The following is a 21157-nucleotide window of genomic DNA, read 5'->3' on the forward strand; positions in this document are numbered from 1 at the left end:
GTCCGGGGGCGCCTCCACTGTCGGCCACCGGACAGGTCGGCGGGTCCGCACTGTGCCGCGTCCGGTCGGCGAGCCCGACGAGGGACGGCAGCAGTCGACCCGCTCCTCGCGCGCGCTCGGGTCGGCTCGGCGCGGTCGCGGCGGGACGCCGAGGGCGGCGGTGCGGACACCGACGTGGGCCCGCCGGCGATCGGCCGTCGAGGCGCCGGCACGGTGCAGCGGCGTGGCCCTGCCGGATGGGCGCGTCCCTCGATGGCGACGCGTTCGCCACGCGGGACTTCGAAGGCAACGCCGCGCGGTGCGGTCCCCGCACTACGGCGGCTCCGGTGCCGGACGACGTGGCGGTGCGGGTGCGGGACGTCGCGGTGGCCCTGTCGTAGGGGGCGCGGTCCTCCAGGAGGAGGGAGATGCCGACGGTGGCCTCCATCATCGTCAGTTCCCAGCTCCCGAGACGGCAGGTCCGTCAACCAAGAGGGCGTCGAGGGGCCGCACACGGGTAGGGGCCGCATCCCCCGAGGGGATGCGGCCCTTGCGAAGCTGCTGTCGCCGACGGCCCTAGCGGACCTCGGTGATCTCCGGTCCGCGCTGGAGCTGGCCCATACCGCCGGCGAAGCGCGAGCCACCCTCCTCCTGCTGCACGTTCTCGGGAACCATCTGGGCGTCGTTCGGCAGCTGGAGGACGATCGGGTCGCGCGGCGCCATCGGGCCCTCTCCACGTACGACGACCGTGTCCCGGAAGATCTGCTCGAGCAGCCCGGCGGCACCCGGCTGCACCGCGCCCTGCCCCGAAATCACCCCGCGCAGGAACCAGCGGGGGCCGTCCACACCGACGAACCGCACGACCTGGTAGCCGCCGGTGCCGTCCGGCAGCTGCACCGGCACCTGGGCGCGCAGCTCCCAGCCCAGCGGACCTTCGACCTCGTCGATGATGCCGCCCTGCTGGGTGATGCCGGACGCGATCTCCTCGCGCACCTCGCCCCAGATGCCCTCACGCTTGGGTGCGGCGAAGGCCTGCAGCTGGACGGCGCTGTCGCGCAGCACGACGGTGGCCGCGACGATCGCGTCGCCCGCGACCTCCACCCGCAGCTCCATGCCGTCGACACCGGGCACGAACAGACCGCCCAGGTCGACCCGGCCCTCTCCGGGCTCACGGACCTCGGTGCTGTCCCAGGGCCCGTCGGGCCGCGGCGCCGGCTCGAGCCTCAGCCTCTCGGCCCTCTCGCCGTCCGCCTCAGCGTCGACACCGTCGACGACCTGCTCGGCCTCGCCGGCCGCACCGTCGGCGGCATCCTTCTTCTTGCGACGTCCGAACACGTCACTGTCCTTCCCGGTCGGATACGACCGAAGCGTATCGATTCCCACCCGCTGTACCGCCCATGGCGGCCTGAACGCTTGTGCCGCTCTTACCTTCTCCCACCGCGGCATGGCCGCCGGTGGAACCGAAGCCCCCCTCGGCCCGGGTCGACGGGGGAAGCTCCGCGACCGACACGAAGCGGACCCTCTCGACCTGCTGCACGACCAGTTGGGCAATCCGGTCGAAGCGCTCGAACCGCACGGTCTCGCGCGGGTCGAGATTCACCACGATCACCTTGATCTCCCCACGGTACCCGGCATCAACCGTCCCCGGGGCATTCACCAGGGCGACGCCGCAGCGGGCGGCAAGACCGGATCGCGGGTGCACGAAGGCCGCGTACCCCTCGGGCAGCGCCACAGACACCCCGGTCGGCAGCACGGCCCGCTCACCGGGGGCCAGTTCACACGCCTCCGTGGTCCGCAGATCGGCCCCCGCGTCGCCCGGGTGCTCGTACGCCGGGAGCGGTACGTCGGGGTCGACGCGCCTGATCAGAACCTCGAGGGCGCCATGACGGGCCTCGCTCACGGGTTCACCTCGAAGGCACGCGCGCGGCGGACCTGGTCGGGGTCGCTCATGGCCGCCTGGATCTCCTCCTCGCGGCCGTGGTCGATGAAGTGGTCGACCTTGACCTCGATGAACAGGGCGTCGGCGCGGACCGCGACGGGGCCCTCGGGGCCTGCGATGCGTCCGGTGGCGGTGCAGTAGATCTTCCGTCCCGCCACCGCCGTCACCTCGGCCTCCAGGTACAGCACGGTGTCGACCGGCACGGGCCGGACGAAGTCCGTCTCCAGCCTGCCGGTCACCGCGATGGTGCGCAGCAGCCAGTTGAGGGAGCCGAGCGTCTCGTCCAGGGCGGAGGCGAGCACCCCGCCGTGCGCGAGTCCCGGGGCGCCCTGGTGGGCGGCCTGCACCGTGAACTCGGCGGTGATCGACACGCCTTCGCCGGCGCGGGCCTGGAGGTGCAGCCCGTGGGGCTGCTCGTCACCACAGCCGAAGCACTGGCCGTAGTGGGCGCCGAGGAGCTCACCGGGGGCGGGGGCGTCCGGATGACGCACCGGTTTCACGGCGTCGGCGGGGGGCTGAAGGGCTGCGGAAGTACCACTCACAGGCGCAGACCTTACCCGCCCACCCGTCACCCACCACCGCCCTGCCCGGCCGTACCCCGCACGGGCCGCTCCGATCCGCCCGCCACCCGGCGCCGCCCTGCCCCGACTGCGCGTTGCCCCGCCTTCCCGATCCCCCGCCGCCCGCCGCCCTGCGGGGCCACACCTCGCACGGGCCGCCCCGGTCCACCCGCCACCGCCCTGCCCGGCCGGCGCTCCTCCCGGGCCGCCCCTGATTGAGGTGCTCGCCCGGCCCCGTGCCAAGCTTGTCCTCATGCAGCTCTCCGCCGCCCCGTACGAGGAACGCCTCACCGCCCCCCGCTCCTGGTGGCTGCTCTCCTTCCTGGCGGGGGTCTCCATGGCGCTGATCCTGCTGCCGTTCGGCACGCTGCCGATGCTCGGCGGCCTGGCCGGCGGCACCGCCGCCGCGGCGGTCGTGACCAGCTCGTACGGCTCGGTGCGCATCCGGGTCGTCGGCGGTCATCTGATCGCGGGCGAGGCGAAGATCCCGGTGTCGGCACTGGGCGAGGCGGAGATCCTGGACGCCGAGGAGGCCCGGGCCCGGCGTACCCACAAGGCCGACCCGCGCTGCTTCATGCTGCTGCGGGCGTACATCCCCGGTGCGCTGCGCGTGGACATCACCGACCCCGAGGACCCGACTCCCTACGTCTTCCTCTCGACGCGCGAACCGGAGCGCCTGGCGCAGGCGCTGCGGGCGGCGAAGGACGCGGCGGACGCCACGTAGGGACTCTGCCCGGCGCGGTCGTGTGCGGGGTCGCTGGGTCGGCAGGGCCTTCCTCCGCTGCTCGGAGGACGCGTGGGGTGCCCCGCAGTGGCGTTGTCATCGGTGGCCGCACGCCTCACGGCCCGGCTTCTGCCCCGCCGTCGCGTGGGGCCTCCCGCCGCTCCCGCCCAGCTGTGCCGCACCCTGCCGTCGGTCTCGCTCCGGCCCGATCCGCCGGAGAGGCCCCAGGGACGTACGGAGAGCGGGGCGGGCAAGGAGAATCCGACCGGGGCGGCCGTCACGGCCCGGAGGCGGCTCTCACGGGGTCTGGTGCCCGTCACTCTTCCCGGGGTGACCGCCGAGTTCCTTGAGGGCGTCCTCGGGGAGGGCGTTCTCCGGGTGCTCCAGGCCGGGCAGCTCCGGCAGCGCGTCCCAGGGCACCTGGATTCCGCGCAGGTCGTCCCGGATGCGTGTGGCGAGCTTTCTGGTGTCCCGGCGGTTCATGACGGCACCCACGGCGGCGCCGACCAGGAACGGCATCAGGTTCGGCAGGTTGCGGACCGTGCGCTTCATGATCCGCTGGCGCAGTTCGCGCTTCATGCGGCTGTTCAGGGCCGCGCTCACGGTGGAGGGCTTGGTGGCCTGGACACCGCGCTCCTCCGACCAGGAGTTGAGATACACGGTGCTGCGCTGGGCGAGGCCGCCCGGCGGCCGTACGCCGTAGACCTCGTGGAGTTCGGCGATCAGCTTGAGTTCGATCGCGGCGACGCCGGTGATCTCGGCGGCCAGTTCCGCCGGCATCGCGGGCGGTACGGGCATCATCGCGGCCGCACCGACTCCGGCCCCGACCGTCGCCGTGGCCTTCGCGGCACCGGCCACGAGCTTGTCCGCGAGCTCCTCGGGGCCGAGGCCGGGGAAGTGCCGGCGCAGCGTCTCGAGGTCCCGTACGGGCACACGCGGGGCGATCTCGATGATCCGGTCCGCCAGCTGCGCCAGACCCGCACGGGCGCGGGCACCGCCCTTACGGGCGCCCTCCCGGGCCCTCTCACGGATCACGGCGGCCCTCCTGTGCGCCGCGGGCGCGGTGACCTCCAGGGATGCCGGGAGGTCACCCCGGCCGGATGCTGCTTCGAGCGAGGCCGCCCCGGTACCGGTTGAGCCTCGCTCTGGGTCACGCGTGTCGTGCTGCGGTCCCCGCTGGGACCCTTTGTCCGCTCCCTTCCCGAAGAAGCGGCGCTTCCGCGAAGGGGTCGAGCCAGTCACGGCCGACCCCGCCTCAGTCGCAGTCGCGGCAGATCGGCTGGCCGTTCTTCTCGCGGGCCAGCTGGCTGCGGTGGTGCACCAGGAAGCAGCTCATGCAGGTGAACTCGTCCTGCTGCTTCGGCAGAACCCGGACGGCCAACTCCTCGTTCGAGAGGTCCGCCCCGGGCAGCTCCAGGCCTTCGGCGGCCTCGAACTCGTCGACGTCCACGGCCGAGGCCGACTTGTCGTTCCGCCGGGCCTTCAGTTCTTCAAGGCTGTCCGAGTCGACGTCGTCGTCGGTCTTGCGTGGAGTGTCATAGTCGGTTGCCATGTCGCTCTCCCCCTCTGGGTGTATGCGGTGTCTCCAGCGCACGTAACGCGTGAGAGGCCGGACTTGTGCCCGACCTGAGGCGGAGATTTTGCCTCACATCAAGGTCTGTTACTCAATCGACACCCAACCGGACTCCTCATGAGTGATCGGCATGGATGGCGATGGGGACCGTACACGGTCCCTACGCCGCACATCAAAGGCGCCTCACCGTGTACTTCCCGTGATCAGGGCCCCTGAAAACTGGGACTTTCCCGACCTTTCACTGCCATACATGATCACGGAGAGTGGATGGTCGGGAGAACACCCCTGTGATCGATCACACACGCGAATCCCGGAGGTCCGCCCCGGAAATTCCGCGCAAAGCGAACACTCCGTGGGGTCGGGGGCATGATGTCAGATCGGCAGGGTGACGCGCATCACGAGCCCGCCTCCCTCCCGCGGCTGTGCGTAGATGTGTCCGCCGTGCGCCCGGGCGACCGACCGCACAATGGACAGCCCGAGTCCGACGCCCTTGTCGCTGCCGGTGCGCTCGGTGCGCAGCCGGCGGAACGGCTCGAACAGGTTGTCGATCTCGTACGCCGGCACGACGGGGCCCGTGTTGGACACCACCAGCACCGCCTGACCGTGCTGGATCTCGGTGGTGACCTCGACCCAGCCCTCCTCGGGCACGTTGTAGCGCACGGCGTTCTGCACCAGGTTCAGGGCGATCCGCTCCAGCAGCACACCGTTGCCCCGGACGACCGCGGGCTCGCGGGTGCCGCGGATCACCACGTGCTTGGCCTCCGCCTCGGCATGCACCTGGTCGATGGCCCGGCCCGCGACCTCCGCGAGGTCCACGGGCCCCCGCTCGACGATCTGGTTGTCGCTGCGGGCGAGCAGCAGCAGACCCTCGACGAGCTGTTCGCTGCGCTCGTTGGTGGCCAGCAGCGTCTTGCCCAGCTGCTGGAGCTCCACCGGCGCACCCGGGTCGGAGAGATGCACCTCGAGCAGCGTGCGGTTGATCGCCAGCGGGGTGCGCAGCTCGTGCGAGGCGTTGCCCACGAAGCGCTGCTGTGCGGTGAACGCCCGCTGGAGCCGCTCCAGCATGTCGTCGAAGGTGTCGGCCAGCTCCTTCAGCTCGTCGTCCGGGCCGTCCAGCTCAATGCGGCGGGACAGGTCCGAGCCCGCCACCGCGCGGGCGGTGCGGGTGATCCGGCCCAGCGGCGACAGGACGCGTCCGGCCATGGCGTAGCCGAAGGCGAAAGCGATGATCGCGAGACCGAGCAGGGCGAGCAGCGAGCGGCTGAGCAGATCGTCCAGGGCGTGCTGGCGCTGCTCGTTGACGCATTCGTTCAGCGCACGGTTGAGGTCGTCCGCGGGCAGCCGGGAGCTGCGCAGGTTGCAGAGGTCGCTGGACACCTCTCCCGAGAGGATCCGGAAGGGCAGGTCGCTGCCCACATTGAGCGCGTTGGCGGCGAGCAGGTAGATGATCGACAGCAGCATGATCCCGGCGATCAGGAACATGCCGCCGTAGAGCAGGGTCAGCCGTATCCGGATGGTCGGGCGCAGCCAGGGGAAGGGCGGTACCGGTCTGCGGGGGTCCCAGGTGGGCTTCGGCGGGGCCTGCGGGGACGCCGGCGTGGGGGTGGCGGCCACGGGGATCAGATCCGGTAACCCGAGCCGGGCACGGTCACGATGACCGGCGGCTCGCCCAGCTTGCGACGCAGGGTCATCACGGTCACGCGCACCACGTTGGTGAACGGGTCCGTGTTCTCGTCCCACGCCTTCTCCAGGAGCTGCTCCGCGGAGACCACCGCCCCCTCGCTGCGCATGAGTACCTCCAGCACGGCGAACTCCTTCGGCGCCAGCTGGACCTCCCTGCCGTCCCGGAAGACCTCGCGGCGGTTGGGGTCGAGCTTGATCCCGGCGCGCTCCAGTACGGGCGGCAGAGGCATGCTCGTACGCCGTCCGAGGGCACGCACGCGCGCGATGAGCTCGCTGAACGCGAAGGGCTTGGGCAGATAGTCGTCGGCGCCGATCTCCAGGCCCTCGACCCGGTCGCTGACGTCGCCGGACGCGGTGAGCATCAGCACGCGCGTGGGCATGCCGAGTTCGACGATCCTGCGGCAGACGTCGTCGCCGTGCACGAGCGGGAGGTCGCGGTCGAGGACGACCACGTCGTAGTCGTTGACGCCGATGCGTTCCAGGGCGGCCGCACCGTCGTACACGACGTCGACGGCCATGGCCTCCCGGCGCAGTCCGGTGGCCACCGCATCGGCGAGCAGCTGCTCGTCCTCGACGACGAGTACGCGCACGTCGCTTGTCCTTCCTCATGTCCCGCGCCCGCTCGGCGCCGAAGGGCGTACGCGGGTGGGGTGCTGGTGGGTGTGTTGCCTCCATCCTGCCCTTTTCGGCCGTAAGTCGGCCGTAAGCCGGGGAACGGACGGAGGCCGACGGCCCGCCCGGGACCGGGGAACGTCCGGGCGAACGGGGCGGGAATACGAGATTTTCACGCGCGGTTAGGTTTCCGCGGAAGGGAGCTTGGGGAGGACGGGTTTTACATCCCACGATCACGCTCCGCATGTACCGCACCACCATGCGGTGCGACGCAGTCCGCTTCCGCGGAGCGGGCGTGGATGTCCGGCACCGTCGTCGCCCGGCCGGGTGGCGCTGGGCATCCGCTTCGGACGTGATCGTCCCTTCCGAACGGCACACCCCCGTGCCACCGACCCACCGACCCAGGACGAGGGGGCGCAGCATGGACGCATTCACCGCAGGACTTCTGCAGCGCATAAGGGCGACCGAGTCCGACCTGACGCGGGCACGCGACGAGGGCGACGACTTCCTCGTCGACGTGGAGCAGGGCGAACTCGAGGACCTGCGCCGCCTCGCTGCCGAGCACGGCGTGGAGGTCAGCGCGTACAGCGTCTGAATCAGCTCGTATGTGGGCGGGCCCCGGCGAATCCAGCGCCGGGGCCCGTTCGTGTCGTTCCACCCGCGCCGGGCGAGGCCGTCCAGGGCAGGTTCCGCGGACCACGCTCCGTGCCCGCGGCACCGGTCCGGCCCCGCCCGGGCGCCCGCCCGCACCCCACGGACACACGTGGGCGCCCGGCACCGGCCCGGCAAGGGGACGGACGCAGGGCGGAGGCCGAGGACGGGGGGACCCGGTTGAGGAACGGACGCCCGGGCGGACCGGTCCCGTCAGTCGTGCCAGGCGCCCAGGTCCTCCAGGAGCCGCTGGAGGGGCCCGAAGACGCCCGGAGAGGCCGCGACGGTCAGCTCGCGGGAGGGGCCGTCTCCGGGGCGTCCACCGGTGAGCGCGCCCGCTTCCCGGGCGATGAGGTCACCGGCGGCAAGGTCCCAGGGGTGCAGTCCGCGCTCGTAGTAGCCGTCGAGGCGGCCCGCGGCGACGTCACAGAGGTCGATCGCCGCCGATCCACCGCGCCGGATGTCCCGCAGGAGCGGGATCATCCGCTGCGCCACGTCGGCCTGGTGGGCACGGACCTCGGTGACGTAGTTGAAGCCGGTCGAGACCAGGGCCTGGTCCAGGGGCGGCGAGGGACGGCAGCTCAGCTCGCGCTCGCCCTCCCACGCACCGGTGGCACGCGCGCCGCCGCCACGGACCGCGTGGTATGCCTCACCGCGCATGGGGGCCACCACGGCCCCGGCGACGGTCTCGCCGTCCAGCTCGGCGGCGATGGACACGGCCCAGGTGGGCAGGCCGTACAGGTAGTTCACGGTGCCGTCGAGGGGGTCGATCACCCAGCGGATGCCGCTGCTGCCCTCGGTGGAGGCACCCTCCTCGCCGAGGAAGCCGTCCTTGGGGCGACGCTCGGCGATCAGCGTGGTGATCAGCTTCTCCGCCGCGATGTCCATCTCGGTGACGACGTCGATCGGGCTGGACTTGGTCGCGGCGACCGCTAGGTCGGCAGGCCGGCCGTCCCGCAGCAGCTCACCCGCGCGGCGGGCCGCTTCCCGGGCCAGTTCCAGCAGTTCCGCGTGCAGGGGATCGGTCACGGGGCTCCTCATGCGTAGGGACTGTCGACGCCCGCCGCGGCGGGACGCGGGGCGCGGGCCGGACAGCAGCCCGCCGGGCAGAGATCGTGGCTCGCGCCGAGGGCGCCCAGGGCGCACGGTGTGACGTCCTGTCCGCGTTCGGTCTCCGCGCGCTCCGTGATCAGCTCGCGGATCGCGGCGGCGAACCGCGGGTCGTCGCCGACCGTCGCCGAGCGGCGCACCGGCAGCCCGAGCTCCTCCGCCTTGGCCGTGGCCTCCGTGTCGAGGTCGTAGAGGACCTCCATGTGGTCGGAGACGAATCCGATGGGCGCCATCACCACGGCCGGGGCCCCGGCGGCGTGCCGCTCCTCGAGGTGATCGCAGATGTCGGGCTCCAGCCAGGGGATGTGCGGCGCACCCGAGCGGGACTGGTAGACGAGCTGCCAGGGGTGGTCGACGCCGGTGCGCTCCCGGACGGCGTCGGCGATCAGCCGGGCCACGTCCAGGTGCTGGGCGACGTACGCCCCGCCGTCGCCGTGGCCCTCGACGGGTCCGGAGGTGTCCGCGGCGGTGTTCGGGATGGAGTGGGTGCAGAAGGCGATGTGCGCGCCGTCCCGGACGTCCTCGGGGAGGTCGGCGAGCGAGCGGATCACTCCGTCGATCATGGGTTCGACGAAGCCGGGGTGGTTGAAGTAGTGCCGCAGCTTGTCGGTCTTCGGCAGTTCCAGGCCCTCCGCCTCCAGGGTCGCGAGGGCGTCGGCGAGGTTCTCGCGGTACTGGCGGCAGCCGGAGTAGGAGGCGTAGGCGCTGGTGGCGAGGACCAGGATGCGGCGGCGGCCGTCCTGGACCATCTCGCGCAGGGTGTCGGTGAGGTAGGGCGCCCAGTTGCGGTTGCCCCAGTAGACCGGCAGGTCCAGGCCGTGCCCGGCGAAGTCCTTCCGCAGCGCGTCCAGCAGGGCGCGGTTCTGGTCGTTGATGGGGCTGACCCCGCCGAAGAGGAAGTAGTGCTGCCCGACTTCCTTGAGGCGTTCCTTGGGGATACCGCGCCCGCGGGTCACGTTCTCCAGGAACGGGACCACCTCGTCCGGGCCTTCCGGGCCGCCGAACGAGAGCAGGAGCAGGGCGTCGTAGGGACTGGCATCGAGCACGTCTGGCATGTCTCGATCCTGCCACCCGACACCGGCAGCCGGGACACGGCGGGGGTGTCGCCGGCCGCACCCCGGTCGCCCCTGGTGCATGGGGGTGACCGCGCCAGTAATCTGTACCGACTGCGGTCGCACCTTACTGAGACCTCCGGAGACCCCGTGCCCAGCCCTTATCGCGCCCTGTTCGCCGCACCCGGCAGCAAGGCCTTCTCCGCCGCGGGGTTCCTCGGCCGGATGCCGCTGTCGATGATGGGCATCGGCGTGGTGACGATGGTTTCCGAGCTGACCGGGCGGTACGGGCTGGCCGGGGCCCTGTCGGCCACGATCGCGCTCTCGGCGGCGGTGGCGGGCCCGCAGGTCTCGCGCCTGGTGGACCGGCACGGGCAGCGGCGGGTGCTGCGCCCGGCGACCCTGGTCTCGCTGACCGCGGCGGCGGTGCTGCTCTTCGCCGCGCACTACGCGTGGCCGGAGTGGGTGCTGTTCGTCGCGTGTGTCGGCATCGGCTGTGTGCCGAGCGTCGGCGCGATGATCCGGGCCCGCTGGGCCGCCCTGTACCGGGGAACTCCGAAGCTGCACACCGCGTACTCCTTCGAGTCCGTGGTGGACGAGATCTGCTTCGTCTTCGGGCCGATCGTCTCCATCGGACTGTCCACGGCGTGGTTCCCGGAGGCCGGTCCGCTGCTCGCGGCGTGTTTCCTGGCAGCCGGTGTCTTCTGGCTGACCTCGCAGCGCGCCACCGAGCCCGCGCCGCATCCGCGCGAGCACAGGGGCGGCGGTTCGGCGCTGCGTTCCGGAGGACTTCAGGTCCTGGTCGCGACGTTCGTGGCGACGGGAGCGATCTTCGGCGCCGTGGACGTGGTCACCGTGGCCTTCGCCGAGGAGCGGGGACAGAAGACGGCCGCCAGTGTGGTGCTCGCCGTGTACGCGCTGGGCTCGTGCGTGGCGGGCGCGGTGTTCGGGCTGCTGCACTTCGCGGGAGCTCCGGAACGTCGTTGGCTGCTGGGCGTTTGTGCCATGGCCGTGAGTATGATCCCACTCCTACTGGTCGGGAACTTGCCGTTTCTGGCCGTGGCGCTCTTCGTTGCGGGTCTGTCCATCGCTCCGACGATGATCACGACGATGTCCCTCATCGAAGAGCACGTACCACGCGCGCAGCTCACCGAGGGCATGACCTGGGTGAGCACAGGGCTCGCGGTCGGGGTCGCGGCCGGCTCCTCCGTGGCCGGCTGGGTGATCGACGCGGCCGGGGCGCGTGCCGGGTACGGGGTTCCGGCGGTGTCCGGGGCCGTCGCGGTCGCGGTCGGTTTCCTCGGGTACCGCCGGCTCAAGCGGCCGGCTCCGGGTCGGGGAGGCTCCGTTGGGCAGCACAGCGAGCGCGAGGAACGGCACATGGCGTAACTGGGGAGGCACCGTCTCCGCCCGCCCCGCGCGGGAGGTCGCGCCCGCCTCCGTGGACGAGCTGGCCACCGCCGTGCGCCGGGCCGCCGAGGACGGCCTGCCGGTCAAGGCGGTCGGCAGCGGGCACTCCTTCACGTCCATAGCCGCCACCGACGGGGTGCTGATCCGCCCTCACCTGTTGACGGGCATACGGGACATCGACCGCGCGGCCGGGACGGTCACGGTCGAGGCGGGCACTCCGCTCAAGAGGCTCAATGTGGCCCTCGCGCGGGAGGGCCTGTCGCTGGCCAACATGGGCGACATCATGGAGCAGACGGTCTCCGGGGCCACCAGCACCGGCACGCACGGCACGGGCCGCGACTCCGCCTCCATCGCCGCGCAGATCCGCGGACTGGAACTGGTCACCGCCGACGGTTCGGTGCTCACCTGCTCCGAGAAGGAGAACCCGGACGTCTTCGCGGCCGCGCGGATCGGCCTCGGCGCCCTCGGCGTCATCACCGCGGTCACGTTCGCGGTGGAGCCGGTCTTCCTCCTCACGGCCCGCGAGGAGCCGATGCCCTTCGATCGGGTCTGTGCCGAGTTCGACCAATTGCATGCCGAGAACGAGCACTTCGAGTTCTACTGGTTTCCGCACACCGGCAACACCAACACCAAGCGGAACAACCGCAGCGCGGGTCCGGAGCGGCCGGTGCCGCAGCTCAGGGGCTGGTTCGAGGACGAATTCCTCTCCAACGGGGTCTTCCAGGCGGCCAACTGGGTCGGCCGCGCGCTGCCCGCGAGCATCCCGGCCATCGCGCAGATCTCCAGCAAGGCCCTCTCCGCGCGGACCTACACCGACATCCCGTACAAGGTGTTCACCTCGCCGCGCCGCGTGCGCTTCGTGGAGATGGAGTACGCCGTTTCGCGCGAGGCCCTGGTGGAGACCCTGCGGGAGTTGAAGGCGATGCTCGACCGCTCGCGGCTGCGGGTCAGCTTCCCGGTCGAGGTGCGCACCGCGCCGGCCGACGACATCACCCTGTCCACGGCGTCCGGCCGCGACAGCGCGTACATCGCCGTCCACATGTTCAAGGGCACCCCCTATCAGGGGTACTTCAGCGCCGCCGAGCGCATTTTCACCGCCCACGGGGGCCGGCCGCACTGGGGGAAGATCCACACTCGGGACGCCGAATACTTCTCCCGGGTGTATCCGCGCTTCGAGGAATTCACCGCTCTCCGGGACCGCCTCGATCCGGAACGCCGTTTCAGGAACGACTACTTGCGGAGGATCCTGGGGACATAGAGGATGCCGTGGGCGGCGCGCCAATCCACGCACGTGGCCCAAATGGAGTACTGTTGCGAGCCCTGGGTCCGGTCTCCCGTCAGGGTGCTCGGGACCTTTGAGGACCGCCGGGAGGGGGCTAGTTGCACACGGTGACGCGGTTGGTCACTTAGCGTTGCGAATAGGTAACCGTGCCATAACGGCGTTCCAGGGCCCGCGCCCGACACGCCGGGCAACTCGGCAAGGTTGTGGCAGGCTGCACCCGGGCAGGCCACACTCGACTAGCGGAAGCAGCGACGCACGTGACGTCGGCAGGCACCACCCGGGAGGTCCCCATGCCCGAACTGCGTGTCGTGGCCGTCTCGAATGACGGCACACGGCTGGTGCTGAAGGCTGCGGACAGCACGGAGTACACGCTTCCGATCGACGAGCGGCTCCGCGCCGCGGTGCGCGGCGACCGTCCGCGTCTCGGCCAGATCGAGATCGAGGTGGAGAGCCATCTCCGCCCCCGTGACATCCAGGCACGCATAAGGGCCGGCGCGACCGCGGAAGAGGTCGCGCAGATGGCCGGCATCCCCGTGGACCGCGTACGCCGTTTCGAGGGCCCGGTCCTGGCAGAGCGCGCGTTCATGGCCGAGCGTGCCCGGAAGACCCCCGTCCGCCGGCCCGGTGAGAACTCCGGCCCGCCGCTCGGCGAGGCCGTACAGGAGCGGTTGCTGCTGCGCGGCGCGGACAAGGACACCGTCCAGTGGGACTCCTGGCGCCGCGACGACGGCACCTGGGAAGTGCTGCTGGTCTACGTGGTCGCGGGTGAGCCGCACTCGGCGAGCTGGACGTACGACCCGCCCCGGCGGCTCGTCCAGGCCGTCGACGACGAGGCCCGCTCGCTGATCGGTGAGTCCGACGACCTCGCCGCGCCCGAGCCCAGCTTCCCGTTCGTCCCGCGTATCGCGCGGCTGCCGCGCGACCGTCCGCTGGACCGCCCCGGCGACCGCGAGCGGCCGAGCCTGCCCGCGCCGGTGTCCGAGCCCTCCGAGGAGTCCACGGCAGCCACCGCCTCGAGCGAACGGGACTCGCTGACCAGCCTCCTGGAGGCGGTGCCGAGCTTCCGGGGCGACCTGGTGGTTCCGGAGCGTACGTCCGAGACCGCTCCCGAGGAGCCGGAGTCCGAGCCCGAGGCGGAGGAGCCGCCGGCTCCCGCGGCCTCCGCCGGTTCCGCCTACGCGGACGTCCTCATGCCGCGTTCCGTCGGCAGCCACCGGGACCGTCTCATCGGCTCGACCGACCGTCAGGCCGAGGCGGACGGCGTCCGGCCGGGCCGCCGCGCGGCGGTGCCGAGCTGGGACGAGATCGTGTTCGGGACGCGACGGAAGAAGCAGGAGTAAACCTTTCGGGTCGTCCGCGTCCTCGGCCGGTTGACGCGAAGCCGATGGCCCGAGGGGGCGTCCGCCGCGCGGCGGACGCCCCCTCAGCATTCCCCACCCGGCTACTGCGGGTCCGGGCCCACCGCGACGGGCCGCTCCGGGTCCGAGGACCACTCCGACCAGGAACCGACGTACAGCTCCGCGGGGATACCCGCGACCGCCAGCGCGAGCACCTCGTGCGCGCCGGAGACACCAGAGCCGCAGTACACGCCGACCCTCGAGCCCTCCGGCACGCCCAGGCCCTCGAACCGCGCGTTCAGTTCCCCGGCCGGCAGGAAACGGCCGTCGGTCCCCACGTTCTCCGTGGTGGGCGCCGACAGTGCGCCCGGAATGTGCCCGCCGACCCGGTCGATCGGCTCCACCTCCCCGCGGTACCGCTCCCCCGCCCGGGCGTCCAGCAGCACTCCCGAACGCGCCAGCGCCGCCGCGCCGTCGGCGTCGAGCAGCCCGGCCTCCCCCGGCTCCGGCACGAAGTCCCCTGCGGCCGGCTCCGGCACCGAGGTCTCCAACGGCCCCTCCCAGGCCGGCAGCCCGCCGTCGAGGACCCGCACATCCGGGTGACCCGTCCAGCGCAGCAGCCACCACGCGCGGGCGGCACCCCAGCCCATGCCCCCGTCGTACACGACGACCGGCGTCACGGACGACACACCGGCCCGCCGCATCGCGGCGCCGAACACCGCGAGGTCCGGCAGCGGATGACGACCGCGCCCACCCGGCGCGGACGCCAACTCCGCGTCCAGGTCGACGAAGACGGCACCGGGAAGGTGCCCGGCCAGGTACGCGGCCCGTCCGTCGAACGGCGGTTCACCGGCCGCCCGGGCCGTGCTGAGCTGCCAGCGGACATCGAGCAGCACCGGCGGATGCCCACCCGTCAGTTCACTCGCGAGTTCGGATGCGGAGATGATGGCGTTCATGGTCACCCATCCTCGCGTACGGGGTGGCCGTGTCGTCCAGGTCCGGCTACTCTGCTCGGCCGGACAGGTCCGGTCACAAGGCGTACGGTACCGGGCACATACTGTGTCGGCATCGGCGCGGGAACGATCCGCCGAGCGCACGGGACACGCCCCCGCAGGGCGAGGAGACCACGGCCGGCGCCACGGGCGGCCGGGAAGGCAGCGACGATGACCGACGCACGGGGGAACGCCCGCCCGAACGGTGAGGCACCCGCTCCGCACCCACCCGGCACACCCTGCTGGGTGAGCCTCATGGTCCACGGACTGGAGGCGACCGAGGAGTTCTACGGGGCCCTGTTCGGCTGGGAGTTCCGTCCTGGTCCCGAGCAACTGGGCCCGTACGTGAGCGCCTTACTGGACGGGCATGCGGTGGCCGGGATCGGTGTGCTCCCCCCCGACCGCCACCTGCCCATCGCCTGGACGCCCTACTTCGCCTCGGACCACGTCGATGCGACGGCCCACGCGGTGCGCTCGTGCGGAGGCACGATCGGGGTGGGCCCGCTGGACGCCGGCGACGCCGGACGCCTGGCGGTCGGATCCGATCCGAGCGGCGCCGTCTTCGGGATCTGGCAGCCTGCCGCGCACACCGGCACCGCGGTCACCGGGGTGCCCGGCACCCCCGCCTGGAACGAGCTGACGACCTACGAGTCGACCCATGTGGCCAAGTTCTACGAGACCGTGTTCGGTTACGACGAGCGGCGAACGGTTTCCGCCGACGTCGACCGGGTCACCCTGCACCTGGCCGGCCGCCCCGTCGCGGCCGTCCGCGGCCTGGGAGACGCCCTGCCCCGCGACCGGGGGCCGCACTGGACGACGTACTTCACGGTGGCCGACACCGATGACGCGGTGGACCGGGTCGTCCACCTCGGCGGTCAGGTGCTCACCCGGCCCCACGACTCCGACCACGGCCGTCTCGCCACGGTGACGGACCCGGAGGGCGCACGGTTCACGCTGGTGGAGAGCCCGCGCTGACGCGCGGACTCCCGCCTGCCACCGATGACTCCCGCGCGGCCTACTTCACGATGTAGAGCGTCTTCGGCCAGCCGTACCGGTTGGCCTTGGCGAAGAGGTCCTTGATGTCGGACGGCTTCGGCTTGATGCAGCCGTTGGAGTAGTAGTCGCGGGTGCCGTCCCAAAGGACGAGCTGGCCGTGGCCCTGAGCCAGGAGGCCTCCGGGGCGGATGTCGCGGCGGTGGACTCGGGCTCGGTGTCCGCTTCCGACGTGGTGGTGCTCGCGCTGCCCTATCCGGCCGGGCGGGAGGTGGCCTCCGCGTGGGCGGGTGCGCTGGCGGGGAAGGTCGTGATCGACATCTGTAATCCCGTGGACTTCTCCACGTTCGACTCGCTCGTCGTGGCCCCCGGTACCTCCGCCGCCGAGGAGATCGCCGCCGCCGTGCCGGACGCCCGGGTGGTCAAGGCGTTCAACACCACCTTCGCCGGGCCGCTGGCCGCCGGTGAGGTGGCCGGCCGGCCGCTGGACGTCTTCGTCGCGGGCGACGACGAGGGTGCGAAGCAGACCGTCTCGGGTCTCGTCACCTCCGCGGGGCTGCGCCCGCTGGACGTCGGGCCGTTGCGGCGGGCCCGGGAGCTGGAGGGATTCCAGTTCCTGCACATGGCGGCGCAGGACCGGCTCGGTCTGCAGTGGTCGAGCGGCATCGCGATCCTGCCGTGACGAGATGAACCACGTCAGGACCCGGTGGTCCGCGTCATCCGTGCGTCGAGGCGGTAGCGGGACTGCACGGCGAGGGCGGCTGCCATCAGGAGGGCGGGCAGGAGGGTGAAGCCCAGGAGGATGGCGGTGTGGGCGGCGCCTGTCTGGGTGACGTCCTCACCGGCCCGCGCTGCGGCGTATCCGCCGAGGGCGAGGGCGGCCGAGTACAGGTAGGGGCCCGCCGCGGCGCCCGTCGATTCCGTGGCGGTCCACACTCCCGTGTAGGCGCCGGTGCGTTCGATCTCGCTGCTGCCCGCCGAGCGGACGGTGTCGGGGACCATCGAGAACGGGAAGAGCTGGAGGCCCGCGAAGCACACGCCGAGGATCAGGGTGCACAGCACGGGGACCGCGATTCCGGCCGAGTCGCCCGCGGCGAGGCCGAGCGCCCCGGCGGCGAAGAAGGCCTGGCACAGCAGCAGGCAGCGCTGTTTGCCCCAGCTCCGCGAGAGGCGGAACCACAGGGGGGTGGTGAGCAGTGCGGGTGCCACGAACGCCGCCATGAGGACGGTGGTGAAGCCCGGGCGGCCCAGTTCGTGCCGTGCGTAGTACGGCAGGCCGGCGAGGACGAGGTGGGTGGTGGTGGAGACGAGGAGGTAGCCGAGGACCAGGACGCGGAAGGACGGGTTGGCGCGCAGCACGTCCCGTACCTGGCCCAGGGCCGACCCGTGTGCCGTCCGCTCCGGGTCCGGGCCCGGAGCCTCCGGCCGGGGCGCGGTGGGCAGGAGGTCGCGGACGCCGCCGACGCCGACGATCTGGAAGGCCACGGTGAAGACGCCGAGGACGAGGGCCATCACCGTGTACCGGGTGACCGAGTCGCCCTCTCCCGCCAGCAGCGGGGCGAGTGCGCCGCCGACCAGGATGCCCACGGTGAGGACCACCATGCGGAAGGAGAGCACACGGGTCCGGCCGTGGTAGCCGACCGTCATGTCGGTGGGCGTGGCCAGGTACGGCACCTGGTAGGCGGCGAAGAGGGCGTTGGCGACGACGAACCAGCCGGCGACCCAGAGAGCGGCGGCCCAGGGCCGGTCGGCCACGGGTGCCGGCACCGCGAAGAGCGCGACGAACGCCGGGGCGAGCGCGCAGCCCGCCGTCAGGAGCCGCAGCCTGTTGCCCCGCCGGGCGCGTTCCCGGTCGGAGAGGGAGCCGACGAAGGGGTGGAGGACGATGTCCACGGCCTTGGGCAGCAGCAGCGCCAGTCCGGCCAGCCAGGGGGCCACACCGAGGGTGTCGGTGAGGAAGTACAGGAGCAGCAGGCCGGGGACGGTCACGTAGACGCCCATGCCGGCCGAGCCGAGGGCGTAGCGCAGGAGCGCGGGACGGGGCACGTCCGCGCCGTCCCCGGTGCCCCCGGTGTCCCCGGCGGCGGTGGGGACCCCGTGTCCGGGCGGAGGGGCTTCGGATCCTGTGGCGGCGTTCATTAATCCCTCAGGTGCTTGATTGCGAGGTCTGCGGATCCTAGCCAGACTGTGCCGGATGAGGAAGAGCAGCGAGACACCCGATGAGCGGCCCGCCCGGCGCGGGCCGGGCCGGCCCCGGCGCACGGAGCGGAAGGGGCCCTCCACGCGTGAGCTCATCCTGCGGGAGGCGACGGCCTTGTTCGCCGCGCGGGGGCCGGAAGGGACCTCGCTGCGCGACATCGCGTCCCGGGTGGGCATCGACGTGTCGAGCCTGCACCATCACTTTCCGGCGAAGGACGCCCTGTACGACGCCTGCTTCGAGCGGGTGCACGAGGCCGAGAGGGCGGCGCTCGCCCCGCTGGTGGAGGACCTGGGCCGGGCCGCGACGGCGGGCGGGCCGCCGCTGGCAGTGGCGCTGCGGGCCCTCGCGGAGGGCTTCGTGGACTTCCTGGAGGAGAACCCGCACACGACATTCCTGTGGCTGCGCCGATGGCTCGATCCGACGCGGGGCACGAGCCTCGACCGCGCCTACGCGCTGCCGCTGTACGGCGAGGTCGAGCGGGTCCTGCTGGAGGCCGCCCACGCGGGGACGGTACGGGAGACGACGCCGCACGTCACGGTGCGCAGCCTCGTGTGGGCGGCGCACGGCCATGTCACCGCGCTGGCGGCCGCCTCCCCCGCCGAGCGGGAGCGCGAACGGTACGAATTCCGCCTCTGGGTGCGCAGATTCCTGGAAGCGCTCTACGGCCCGCCGCCGGCCGGGACCGAGACGGGGGCTGGTGCCTCAGGCGAGAGTGACGTAATAATCCATCGCACGTTGGATTAGTTTGAGGAAGGGCGCGAAGGCCATGGGCACAGGGCGGGACACGGCGGTGCCGGGGCGGGTGGCCGTCGTCGGGGGCGGGATCGCGGGCATCGCGGCGGTCAAGGCGCTGCTCGAGGCGGGCGTCGAGGTGATCGGGCTGGAGCGCGCCGGGGAGCTGGGCGGGCTGTGGCGACTCTCCGGGGACACCGCCGCGTACGAGGGGCTGCGGCTCAACACGTCGAAGCCGCGCACCGAGTTCAGCGACCACGCGATGCCTCCGGAGTGGCCCGACTACCCCTCTCGCGCGCAGCTCCTGTCGTACGTGCGGGAGTACGCCGAGCGCTTCGGCGTCCCGTCGCACTACCGCCTGCACACGGAACTCGTCGCCGCGCGGCGCACCGAGGAGGGCTGGCTGCTCGAACTCGACGGCCCCGACGGCACGTACGAGGAGACCGTCGCGCACCTCGTGGTCGCGAACGGGCACAACCACACACCGCGTCTGCCCGAGCCGCCGTACCCCGGCACGTTCGAGGGCACGTCCTCGCACGCGCACACCTACCGCGAGCCCACCGAGTTCACCGGCCGGCGGGTGCTCGTGGTGGGCACCGGCAACTCCGCCATGGACATCGCGACGGAGCTGGCCGGGCAGGCGAGCGAGGTACTGATATCGGCCCGGCGCGGTGTGTGGGTGCTGCCCAAGCGGCTGCTGGGCCGGCCCACCGACCAGTGGAACGGCGCGCTCGCGGCCGTACTGCCGTGGCGGCTGCGCCAGCAGGTGTCCCAGGCGATGCTGCGGCTCGCCGACCGGGGCAAGGAGGGGCCGGCCCTGCCCCCGTCGCCCGAGGGGGTGCTCCAGGACCACCCGACGCTGAGCGACACGGTTCCGGCGCTGGTGGCGGCCGGGAAGATCGGCACACGGGCGGGCATCGAGGCCTTCGAAGGGCGCCTCGTGCGGTTCACGGACGGGCGCAAGGACGAGGTGGACCACATCCTGTGGTGCACCGGGTACCTGGCGACCGTTCCCTTCCTCGACCCGGAACTGGTTCCCGACCCGGCGCGGCTGCCGCTGTACCGGCATGTGTTCCCGCTCGACGAGCCCGCGCTCTCCTTCGTCGGCCTCATGCAGTCGACGGGCTCGGCACTGCCGGTCGTGGAGGCACAGGGCAGGCTTCTGGCCGCGTACCTGTCCGGACGTCTGCCCAGGCCGCACCGGGACCGGATGCTGGCCGCGGTCACCGCGGAACTGCACGACGCGCGGGAGCGGTGGGGCACGAGGCGTCCGCACATGCGGATCGACGTGGACCGCTACCTCCGCCAGGTGGCGCGGGATCTCGCGGGCGGGCGGCGCTCCGCGCGCTCCCTCACGGGGCGGCGGGTGATCGTGACGGGTGCCGCGGGGACCTTCGGCCGGGCGCTCGGCGCCCGCTTCACCGAACTCGGCGCCCGGGTCGTCGGGCTGGACCTGGTGGCGGACGAGACGGCGCCCGTGCCCGTCGTGGGCTGCGACCTGACCGACCCCGCGTCCGTGGCCAAGGCTGTCGAGGAGGCGGTGCGGCTGCTCGGCGGAGGCGTGGACGTCCTGATCAACAACGCCGGCCGGGGTGGCCCCGCACCCGCGGAACTGCGGCCGTCCGAGGAGGTGCACACCCAGATACGGCTCAACCTCCTCGGTGCCTGGGAGGTGACGGCCGCCGTACTGCCGTATCTCGAACGGGCTCGTGGACGTGTCGTGTTCATCGCCTCGCGGATGGCGCTGCTGCCGCTGCCGCTGGCCGCCGCCTACGGAGTCTCCAAGCGGGCGCTCGCCGCGTACGCGGACACGCTGCGGCTGGAGGTCGGCACGCATGTCGGGGTGACGACCGTGTACCCGAGCATGGTGCGCAGCCCGATCCACGACAGCACGCGCGAGGCCGGTCTCTCGCTGGACGGGGTGTCCAGGCCCGAGCCGCTCGACGGGGTGGTCTCCGCGGTGGTCTCCGCGGTCACGGCCCGGCACGCGCCGCGCGACGTGGCGACGACCCGCCGGGGCCGGACCGAGATGGCACTCGCCCGGCACGCACCGGCCCTGGCCGACCGCATCGTGCGGCGGACGGTCGCCTCCCGGCTCGCGGCGGGCGCGTTCACGAAGGCACCGCTCGCCGAGGGGCTGCGGCGCCGGTACGGCGGCGCGGGCTGAACAGAGCCGCTGAGGCCATCTCCGCGCACCGGACACACCGCCGGTCTCTCGATGCGCGCCTCGGGAGACCCCGGAGCCGGCCCGGCGTCGGCGCCTCCCGGCCCGATGGGGTGGAGGGTGGCGCGGGCGCGGTCGCATGAGCCATCGGCGGCCGTTCTCCC

19 protein-coding genes and 1 pseudogene are annotated in these 21157 nt (G+C 72.4%); 9 read left to right on the forward strand and 11 right to left on the reverse strand.

Annotated features, from left to right (window positions below; translation table 11 throughout):
• Positions 1-555 precede the first annotated feature (555 nt).
• The 3 genes from ACZ5C2_RS23780 to ACZ5C2_RS23790 are packed head-to-tail and all read right to left on the reverse strand — an operon-like array spanning position 556 to position 2460.
• Entirely contained in the window at positions 556-1314 is a 759-nt protein-coding gene (locus tag ACZ5C2_RS23780; protein WP_468794354.1) for a DUF3710 domain-containing protein, read from the reverse strand.
• A 1-nt stretch (position 1315) separates the two neighbouring features.
• Positions 1316-1879, reverse strand: a complete 564-nt coding sequence (gene dut / locus ACZ5C2_RS23785; protein ID WP_468794356.1) for a dUTP diphosphatase — start codon at positions 1877-1879, stop codon at positions 1316-1318.
• On the reverse strand, positions 1876-2460 hold the full coding sequence (locus tag ACZ5C2_RS23790; protein WP_468794358.1) for a PaaI family thioesterase: 585 nt from the start codon (positions 2458-2460) through the stop codon (positions 1876-1878). Before ACZ5C2_RS23790 ends, dut begins: the two co-directional genes overlap by 4 nt.
• Positions 2461-2731: 271 nt before the next feature.
• Here ACZ5C2_RS23790 and ACZ5C2_RS23795 point away from each other — a divergent pair, with 271 nt between their 5' ends.
• Entirely contained in the window at positions 2732-3202 is a 471-nt protein-coding gene (locus ACZ5C2_RS23795; RefSeq protein WP_468794360.1) for a DUF3093 domain-containing protein, read from the forward strand.
• Positions 3203-3499: 297 nt separating this feature from the next.
• Here ACZ5C2_RS23795 and ACZ5C2_RS23800 read toward each other — a convergent pair whose 3' ends face one another.
• From ACZ5C2_RS23800 to ACZ5C2_RS23815, 4 genes are all read right to left on the reverse strand, one after another.
• On the reverse strand, positions 3500-4444 hold the full coding sequence (locus ACZ5C2_RS23800) for a hypothetical protein (protein ID WP_468794362.1): 945 nt from the start codon (positions 4442-4444) through the stop codon (positions 3500-3502).
• A 13-nt stretch (positions 4445-4457) separates the two neighbouring features.
• Positions 4458-4754, reverse strand: coding sequence for a DUF4193 domain-containing protein (locus tag ACZ5C2_RS23805; RefSeq protein ID WP_003993510.1), 297 nt, complete (start codon positions 4752-4754; stop codon positions 4458-4460).
• A gap of 393 nt (positions 4755-5147) precedes the next feature.
• A complete protein-coding gene (locus ACZ5C2_RS23810; protein WP_468794364.1) occupies positions 5148-6389 on the reverse strand; it encodes a sensor histidine kinase in 1242 nt (413 codons plus the stop codon).
• 5 nt (positions 6390-6394) lie between these two features.
• Positions 6395-7048: a response regulator transcription factor gene (locus ACZ5C2_RS23815; protein ID WP_468794366.1), complete on the reverse strand. Its 654-nt coding sequence runs from the start codon at positions 7046-7048 to the stop codon at positions 6395-6397.
• Positions 7049-7491: 443 nt separating this feature from the next.
• Here ACZ5C2_RS23815 and ACZ5C2_RS23820 point away from each other — a divergent pair, with 443 nt between their 5' ends.
• A complete protein-coding gene (locus ACZ5C2_RS23820; RefSeq protein ID WP_468794368.1) occupies positions 7492-7665 on the forward strand; it encodes a hypothetical protein in 174 nt (57 codons plus the stop codon).
• Between the two features lie 269 nt (positions 7666-7934).
• Here the strand turns inward: ACZ5C2_RS23820 and ACZ5C2_RS23825 are convergent, their stop codons facing one another.
• Both ACZ5C2_RS23825 and ACZ5C2_RS23830 read right to left on the reverse strand, forming a co-directional pair.
• Complete coding sequence (locus ACZ5C2_RS23825) at positions 7935-8750, reverse strand: inositol monophosphatase family protein (protein WP_468794370.1); 816 nt, start codon at positions 8748-8750, stop codon at positions 7935-7937.
• 8 nt (positions 8751-8758) lie between these two features.
• Entirely contained in the window at positions 8759-9886 is a 1128-nt protein-coding gene (locus tag ACZ5C2_RS23830) for a ferrochelatase (RefSeq protein ID WP_468794372.1), read from the reverse strand.
• A gap of 147 nt (positions 9887-10033) precedes the next feature.
• On the opposite strand from ACZ5C2_RS23830, the gene ACZ5C2_RS23835 reads away from it, so the two are divergent.
• The 3 genes from ACZ5C2_RS23835 to sepH all read left to right on the forward strand — a co-directional run bounded on the left by ACZ5C2_RS23835 (position 10034) and on the right by sepH (position 13915).
• Positions 10034-11272, forward strand: a complete 1239-nt coding sequence (locus tag ACZ5C2_RS23835) for an MFS transporter (RefSeq protein ID WP_468794374.1) — start codon at positions 10034-10036, stop codon at positions 11270-11272.
• On the forward strand, positions 11232-12551 hold the full coding sequence (locus tag ACZ5C2_RS23840; RefSeq protein WP_468794376.1) for a D-arabinono-1,4-lactone oxidase: 1320 nt from the start codon (positions 11232-11234) through the stop codon (positions 12549-12551). The genes ACZ5C2_RS23835 and ACZ5C2_RS23840 overlap by 41 nt, the downstream gene beginning before the upstream one ends.
• 314 nt (positions 12552-12865) lie before the next feature.
• Entirely contained in the window at positions 12866-13915 is a 1050-nt protein-coding gene (sepH, locus tag ACZ5C2_RS23845; protein ID WP_468794378.1) for a septation protein SepH, read from the forward strand.
• A gap of 101 nt (positions 13916-14016) precedes the next feature.
• On the opposite strand, the gene ACZ5C2_RS23850 is transcribed toward sepH, so the two are convergent.
• Positions 14017-14868 (reverse strand): sulfurtransferase, encoded by an 852-nt coding sequence (locus tag ACZ5C2_RS23850; protein ID WP_468794380.1) that lies wholly within the window; start codon positions 14866-14868, stop codon positions 14017-14019.
• Positions 14869-15075: 207 nt separating this feature from the next.
• On the opposite strand from ACZ5C2_RS23850, the gene ACZ5C2_RS23855 reads away from it, so the two are divergent.
• Together ACZ5C2_RS23855 and ACZ5C2_RS23860 are read left to right on the forward strand one after the other, a co-directional pair.
• Entirely contained in the window at positions 15076-15879 is an 804-nt protein-coding gene (locus ACZ5C2_RS23855; protein ID WP_468794382.1) for a VOC family protein, read from the forward strand.
• A 157-nt stretch (positions 15880-16036) separates the two neighbouring features.
• A pseudogene (locus ACZ5C2_RS23860) lies at positions 16037-16579 on the forward strand (NADPH-dependent F420 reductase); the annotation flags it as partial.
• A 14-nt stretch (positions 16580-16593) separates the two neighbouring features.
• Here ACZ5C2_RS23860 and ACZ5C2_RS23865 read toward each other — a convergent pair.
• Positions 16594-18036 carry an MFS transporter gene (locus ACZ5C2_RS23865; protein WP_468794384.1) on the reverse strand — a complete coding sequence of 481 codons (1443 nt, stop codon included), beginning with the start codon at positions 18034-18036 and terminating at the stop codon, positions 16594-16596.
• Positions 18037-18091: 55 nt separating this feature from the next.
• Between ACZ5C2_RS23865 and ACZ5C2_RS23870 the strand changes: the two genes are divergently transcribed.
• Together ACZ5C2_RS23870 and ACZ5C2_RS23875 are read left to right on the forward strand one after the other, a co-directional pair.
• The gene (locus ACZ5C2_RS23870) at positions 18092-18841 is read left to right on the forward strand and encodes a TetR/AcrR family transcriptional regulator (RefSeq protein WP_468794386.1); all 750 of its coding nucleotides are present in this window, start codon (positions 18092-18094) and stop codon (positions 18839-18841) included.
• 22 nt (positions 18842-18863) lie between these two features.
• Complete coding sequence (locus ACZ5C2_RS23875; RefSeq protein WP_468794388.1) at positions 18864-20996, forward strand: SDR family NAD(P)-dependent oxidoreductase; 2133 nt, start codon at positions 18864-18866, stop codon at positions 20994-20996.
• Positions 20997-21157: the final 161 nt, after the last annotated feature.

Source organism: Streptomyces sp. NPDC031365, from assembly GCF_055569765.1.